Source organism: uncultured Nostoc sp. (assembly GCF_964245575.1).
Classification (GTDB): Bacteria; Cyanobacteriota; Cyanobacteriia; order Cyanobacteriales; family Nostocaceae; genus Nostoc.
Genome location: NZ_CAXTNP010000084.1, coordinates 21239 through 27352, shown reverse-complemented (window position 1 = coordinate 27352; position 6114 = coordinate 21239). Strand labels below are relative to the sequence as shown.

Below are 6114 nucleotides of genomic sequence, written 5' to 3'. Positions count from 1 at the left end.
TGCCGGGAACAGGAATATCACCAGCTACACCCAATTTTCTAGTAACTTGAGCTTGTACTTTAAAATTTAAAATTCCAATAAATAATGGAACAGTTAAAGCAAGCATGAATAATTTGCAACCAATCTTCATGAGAATCTCCTCCTTATAATCAAAAGGACTCAAGAGTGTTTTTATTCAAATTGCACATTTGATCAAATGATTTTAAACTTTATACGTTGTCATGACAAAATCTGAAATTTTCATTTTATATAACTTTTACTTTTCATAAGTAATTTAGCACGATAGGTGTAACGCCACTTCTTACAATGGGAGGAGTTCTGAGCAGAGGCTTCCTCTTAGACAACTCTATGCAATGCATTGGTTTTGCTTACTATAGGAATCATATTTGATTTTTGAAATTATCTAGGTGGTGCGCGAAGCGCGATAGGCAAGGAGTAGGGAGTAGGCAATATGGAATCAGGCTTTTCGAGTTGAGGGCGAGCTTTTTCAGAAATAAAATCATAGTCTTATACAAGCGAATCATTCTGAAAAAAGAATGACGATTAGCTTATCACACCCGAAAAACTGGCAGCAGAATATTGTTTCTGTTGCCAGTTTTTAAGCGCCTATAACTGCCTATAACTTTAAATTGTTGTCTGGTTTCAGGCAAATTTCCTTGCAGCTGCAAACCGCTTGTTAATCTCATCCCAATTAACCACGTTCCACCAGGCATCTAAATAGTCGGCGCGGCGATTTTGGTAATTAAGATAATATGCATGTTCCCATACGTCATTACCCAAAATGGGATATTTACCTGCGCTTAAGGGAGTATCTTGGTTAGCTGTAGTTGTCACTTCTAACTTGCCACCTTTGTTACGCACTAGCCAAACCCAACCACTACCAAAACGACCAGCACCAGCTTCGTTAAACTGTTTTTTAAAAGCTGCAAAAGAGCTAAAATTTTGATTAATCGCGGAGGCTATATTTCCTGTTGGTTCTCCCCCACCTTTCGGCTTCATAATTTGCCAGAACATTGAGTGGTTCACATGACCACCGCCATTATTGCGTACTGTTGTGCGAATATCTTGTGGTACTTTGTCAAGTTTCTGCAACAGTTCTTCAACACTTTTACCTTTGAGTTCTGGATGTTTGGCTAACGCTGTATTCAGGTTTTTCACATAAGTTGCGTGGTGTTTATCGTGATGAAATTGCATCGTTTTGGCATCAATGTGTGGTTCCAGTGCTTCGTAGGCGTAAGGTAAAGGCGGTAGTTGGATAGCCCCTGTTGTATTTGCTGTTCTATTTACTGTTGTATTTGCTGTTGTATTTGGTGTTGCAGTGTTTCCCTCAGAAGATTTTTCTGCTAATGCACAAGCATCTAATGCAAAAGCACCCGCACCTGATGTGAGTAAAAACAAGAAATACCGTCGATTAATAGCCATATAAGTTTTTGCAGGGAATCCATTAAGTTTCTATTGCAGTTTTTATTTTCTTAGATTATGGCTACAAAAAATTGGGAATTTGCAATTATTTCTGGCAGTTTAAGAAACTCTTTATAAAATTCTGTCTCCAGTTTTAGGATCAAATACAAACAATTGATTTAAATCGAGTTGTAGAGAAAGGCGATCGCCTGGACGCGGACGCACATCAGAGCCTACCTGAATATTCAACACCACCGCCGAACCTGGTAAACCAGCACGAATCAAAGTTTCCCTTCCCAAAGGTTCCACCACCTTAACTTCTACAATCAGCTGACTCTCATTTACTTCTTGACGGCTTCTCTGCGAGACGCTACGCCTTCGCATACCGTCTTGCAGAGAAGGCGGTTCGTTAATAAAAATATGCTCTGGACGAATCCCCAAATCATAACTGTGTCCCTGACAGAACTGCAATTTTTCTTTTACAACTGCTGGAATTACTAATAACTGTCCACTCACATCAAACCCGTTATTTTCGTAGATTGCAGGCAAAATATTCATTGGTGGACTGCCTAAAAAAGTTGCCACCATCTCATTAGTAGGACTTGCATAAATACTTTGGGGATCGCCAATTTGTTGAATCCGCCCGCGATTTAGCACGACAATTTTATCAGCCAAAGTCATCGCTTCAACTTGATCGTGAGTGACGTAAATAGTTGTAATGCCTAATTCTTGATGTAACTGTTTCAATTCTGCCCTTGTATCATCGCGCAATTGGGCATCTAAATTAGATAAAGGTTCATCAAGTAAAAACACTTGTGGTTCACGAGCGATCGCTCTCCCTAATGCTACCCGTTGTTGCTGTCCCCCAGAAAGTTGTTTCGGCTTGCGATCCAGCAGGTGATCCAGAGAAAGCGATCGCGCCACATTCATCACCCGTTCTTGAATGATTTTAGAATCAACCTTCCGCATTTGCAAGCCAAAGGCGATGTTTTGCGCCACACTCATGTGAGGATAGAGAGCGTAATTTTGGAATACCATCGCCACATCCCGTTGTCTGGCTGGGATATTATTCACCAAGCGATCGCCAATATAGAGTTTGCCAGATGTAGCGCTTTCTAAACCAGCGATCGTTCGCAAAATTGTAGACTTACCACAACCCGATGGCCCAACTAAAACCCAAAACTCGCCATCCGGAATTTCAAAGGTAATATCCTCAATAGCGGTGACGTTATTGAATCTACGCTTAATATCTTCTAGACGAACGTTTGCCATTATCTGATTTTATATTGTGCATTTAGAATTGGTAGAAAACCTCCCAACTCTATGATTCCAGCAATCCGATAAACTCTTCCCTCATCAGTTCAGCATCGCGTAGTATTTTGCGTAGTAATCCTTTACCTATTGTTTTACCAGCACGAACAGGAAAAGTTAATAAGCGTCCATCCTCATGTTGCATTTGTACATGAGAGCCTTTTTGACGCACCGCCTGAAATCCTATTTTCTCAAGGGCATTAATAACTGTTTTACCTGTTAAAACTGGTAGCTTTGGCATTAAATTACTACCTTTTGAATTCCTATAAATTCTAGGATTTATTCATCACTTTTTGTTTATAAACAAAGTTCAATTACTTCTTTCATATTAGCCATTAACTCATCAATTGTTTCTCCCTGACTGTAACAGGCTTTTAGCTGAGGGACTTCTCCGACATAGTAGCCATCTTCATCCCGTTCAATGATGACGTAGAATTCTCGGTTGGTGGGAGTTATCATAATCTATTTGTACGTAGGCTTAAAATCATTTTTCTGGATTCTTCGACCAAGCAGGGTGAGAAAGTAAAGAAGCAAATACTCGTACCCCTCGAAGTTGATTAGAGAGCGGTAAGTGACCTCTAGGCGCACTTAAATCCCAGGTAAACTCGTTAGGATATCGCGTCCAGTTATTACCTGCTTTCCAGCCAATTTTCGGCCAGAAATTCTCCCAGTTTTTACCCAAACTCAACCAGATTTCTCGCTGCACTGAAAAACCAAATTTCCCTTCTGAGTAGACTAACCATAGGTTGTTAATAGTTTGCAAGTCAACAGCCGGGGAATTTTCTACCTCACTAAAATACAACCATTTTCGTTGTACAGCCGTTGGCCCTGAGAGTTCACACATTTTTTCTATGGTCAGGCGATCGGCTGCTTGGAAGTCTTGAACAGCTAGTAGCTGTTGCAAAGAATTGTAGTTAATCCCGCACTCTGATTTTAGAGGTACAATTCCCTCAGGAAAACAAGAGCGCAGAAATTCTTTGGCTTGAGGTGCATCGGAGTTATAGAGGACTTGGTAAGCTTTGCCATCAACCCAAGTAGCTTGGTTCTCACGTCGTTTCAGTAAAAATTCCATCAACACGTCTAATCCCTCATTACCCAACTCAGCTAATTGTGGGATTATCTGTTGTTGGACTTTTTCAGACCCAGCGATTAACGGTCGTCGGAGGGAGTCGATGTCATTAGCAGGGCCTGATAAAATCATTGGGTCTGTCATGCCATTCTCGTTTTAGCGGTCAGTGAAAGAGCGGTAAGCTATTGGGCTTCTCTAAGGTGAAGCACTGATAGCGAAAAGTAGTTTACTATTTTTGATCGTACAAATTGCGATCGCTTGACTGAATCCCACACTTAATCCCCAAATACTGTACAAGGGGAATAGGGGGAAAATCTGCGGATTAGTTACTGGGGACTGGTGACTGGGGACTAGGGACTAGGGACTGGGGACTGACGGGACATGGAGAAGAAGGGGGAATTATTGAAAAAATCACTTCGTTGTCTCTTCCCAATACCCAATCCCCAATACCCAGTCCCCAATACCCAATACTCAAGCAAAGACACAGCAAAATATACAAGCCTGCCACATAAGGTTTTTCTGAATAGCAGCGTATCGATTAGGAGTGTGTGAAGTATGTACGAAAAGATTACCCCCCCCGCAACTGGAGCAAAAATCACCTTCAAAAATGGTGAACCAATCGTACCGGACAATCCAATTATCCCCTTTATTCGTGGCGATGGTACAGGTATAGACATTTGGCCTGCTACTCAAAAGGTGCTAGATGCTGCGGTAGCTAAAGCATATAAGGGTCAGCGTCAAATTAGTTGGTTCAAGGTTTACGCTGGGGACGAAGCTTGTGATTTATACGGTACTTATCAATATTTACCTCAAGATACTCTCACGGCAATTGAAGAATATGGTGTAGCTATTAAAGGGCCTTTGACTACTCCCGTTGGGGGGGGAATTCGTTCTTTAAATGTGGCGCTGCGGCAAATTTTTGACTTGTATGCCTGTGTACGTCCTTGCCGATACTATGCAGGTACGCCCTCACCCCACAAAAATCCCGAAAAGCTGGATGTAATTGTTTATCGGGAGAATACGGAAGATATTTATTTAGGCATTGAGTGGCGACAAGGTAGCGAAATCGGCGATCGCTTAATTAAAATTCTCAATGAAGAACTGATCCCCGCCACCCCAGAACATGGAAAAAAACGCATTCCCCTTGATTCTGGTATTGGCATCAAACCCATCAGCAAAACTGGTTCCCAGCGTCTAGTCAGACGTGCCATCAAACACGCTTTGCTATTGCCCAAACACAAGCAACAAGTGACTTTGGTGCATAAGGGCAACATTATGAAGTACACCGAAGGCGCTTTCCGTGATTGGGGTTATGAATTAGCAACCAGCGAATTTCGCCAAGAAACTGTCACTGAACGGGAATCTTGGATTTTGAGTAATAAGGAAAAAAATCCGAATATTTCCTTAGAAGAAAACGCCCGCGAGATTGATCCTGGGTTTGATAGTCTCACCGAAGAAAAGAAAGCGCAAATTGTCAAGGAAGTTGAAACTGTTCTTAACTCAATTTGGGCAACCCACGGCGAGGGCAAATGGAAAGATAAAGTTTTGGTAAATGACCGGATTGCTGACAGTATTTTTCAACAAATCCAAACCAGACCAGATGAGTATTCGATTCTGGCGACGATGAACTTGAACGGCGATTACTTGTCTGATGCCGCCGCCGCCATTGTTGGGGGATTGGGAATGGGGCCAGGGGCAAATATTGGTGATTCTAGTGCCATATTTGAAGCTACCCACGGTACTGCACCCAAACACGCCGGCTTAGATCGAATTAATCCTGGTTCAGTGATTTTGTCTGGTGTGATGATGCTGGAATTTATGGGTTGGCAAGAAGCCGCAGACCTAGTTAAGAAAGGTTTAAGCGATGCGATCGCGAGTAGTCAAGTCACTTACGATTTAGCCCGGTTGTTAGAACCGCCAGTTGAACCCTTAAAATGTTCTGAATTTGCCGAGGCAATTATTCAGCATTTTGGTTAAATGCATTAGTGTCAACTTAAGTTTTGGCGAATTTTATTCGCAGGCCAGCTTCAAGTCTTTGAACCTGAGATATTGTAGCATTGTCAATTAGCTCCTTAGCCCGCCCAGAAATTTATTTCTGGGCTAGTAGCTAAAGTCCATTCAAGTGGACTCAAACCCTTTGTTAGTCATCTTTAGAAGATTTTCAGTAGACCGAAAACTTTTCCATAACCCTTATCAGCCCTTCATTTCACCTTGGAAACATCATCTGCTCAAATCAGCTTCTAATCTACCTTTCAAGCACCTCTGTTCTGGATGGATAAATACAGCGATCGCTTGTGGTCGTGACGGAAAGCTCAAAAGCATCGCCTGAAACC

At 42.0% G+C, this 6114-nt stretch carries 7 protein-coding genes; 2 read left to right on the top strand and 5 right to left on the bottom strand.

What is annotated here, in order from left to right:
* Nucleotides 1–642: 642 nt before the first annotated feature.
* The 5 genes from ACFFAP_RS15525 to ACFFAP_RS15505 all read right to left on the bottom strand — a co-directional run bounded on the left by ACFFAP_RS15525 (nucleotide 643) and on the right by ACFFAP_RS15505 (nucleotide 3925).
* Nucleotides 643–1422 (bottom strand): superoxide dismutase, encoded by a 780-nt coding sequence (locus tag ACFFAP_RS15525; RefSeq protein WP_375512043.1) that lies wholly within the window; start codon nucleotides 1420–1422, stop codon nucleotides 643–645.
* 111 nt (nucleotides 1423–1533) lie between these two features.
* On the bottom strand, nucleotides 1534–2673 hold the full coding sequence (locus ACFFAP_RS15520) for an ABC transporter ATP-binding protein (RefSeq protein ID WP_375512042.1): 1140 nt from the start codon (nucleotides 2671–2673) through the stop codon (nucleotides 1534–1536).
* A 49-nt stretch (nucleotides 2674–2722) separates the two neighbouring features.
* Complete coding sequence (locus ACFFAP_RS15515; RefSeq protein WP_375512041.1) at nucleotides 2723–2953, bottom strand: type II toxin-antitoxin system HicA family toxin; 231 nt, start codon at nucleotides 2951–2953, stop codon at nucleotides 2723–2725.
* A 56-nt stretch (nucleotides 2954–3009) separates the two neighbouring features.
* Nucleotides 3010–3171: a type II toxin-antitoxin system HicB family antitoxin gene (locus ACFFAP_RS15510; RefSeq protein WP_375512040.1), complete on the bottom strand. Its 162-nt coding sequence runs from the start codon at nucleotides 3169–3171 to the stop codon at nucleotides 3010–3012.
* Nucleotides 3172–3196: 25 nt separating this feature from the next.
* The gene (locus ACFFAP_RS15505; protein WP_375512039.1) at nucleotides 3197–3925 is read right to left on the bottom strand and encodes a GUN4 N-terminal ARM-like repeat domain-containing protein; all 729 of its coding nucleotides are present in this window, start codon (nucleotides 3923–3925) and stop codon (nucleotides 3197–3199) included.
* A 411-nt stretch (nucleotides 3926–4336) separates the two neighbouring features.
* Between ACFFAP_RS15505 and ACFFAP_RS15500 the strand changes: the two genes are divergently transcribed.
* Both ACFFAP_RS15500 and ACFFAP_RS15495 read left to right on the top strand, forming a co-directional pair.
* On the top strand, nucleotides 4337–5758 hold the full coding sequence (locus tag ACFFAP_RS15500; protein ID WP_375512038.1) for an NADP-dependent isocitrate dehydrogenase: 1422 nt from the start codon (nucleotides 4337–4339) through the stop codon (nucleotides 5756–5758).
* A 145-nt stretch (nucleotides 5759–5903) separates the two neighbouring features.
* Nucleotides 5904–6110: a hypothetical protein gene (locus ACFFAP_RS15495; RefSeq protein WP_375512037.1), complete on the top strand. Its 207-nt coding sequence runs from the start codon at nucleotides 5904–5906 to the stop codon at nucleotides 6108–6110.
* The last annotated feature ends 4 nt before the right edge of the window (nucleotides 6111–6114 follow it).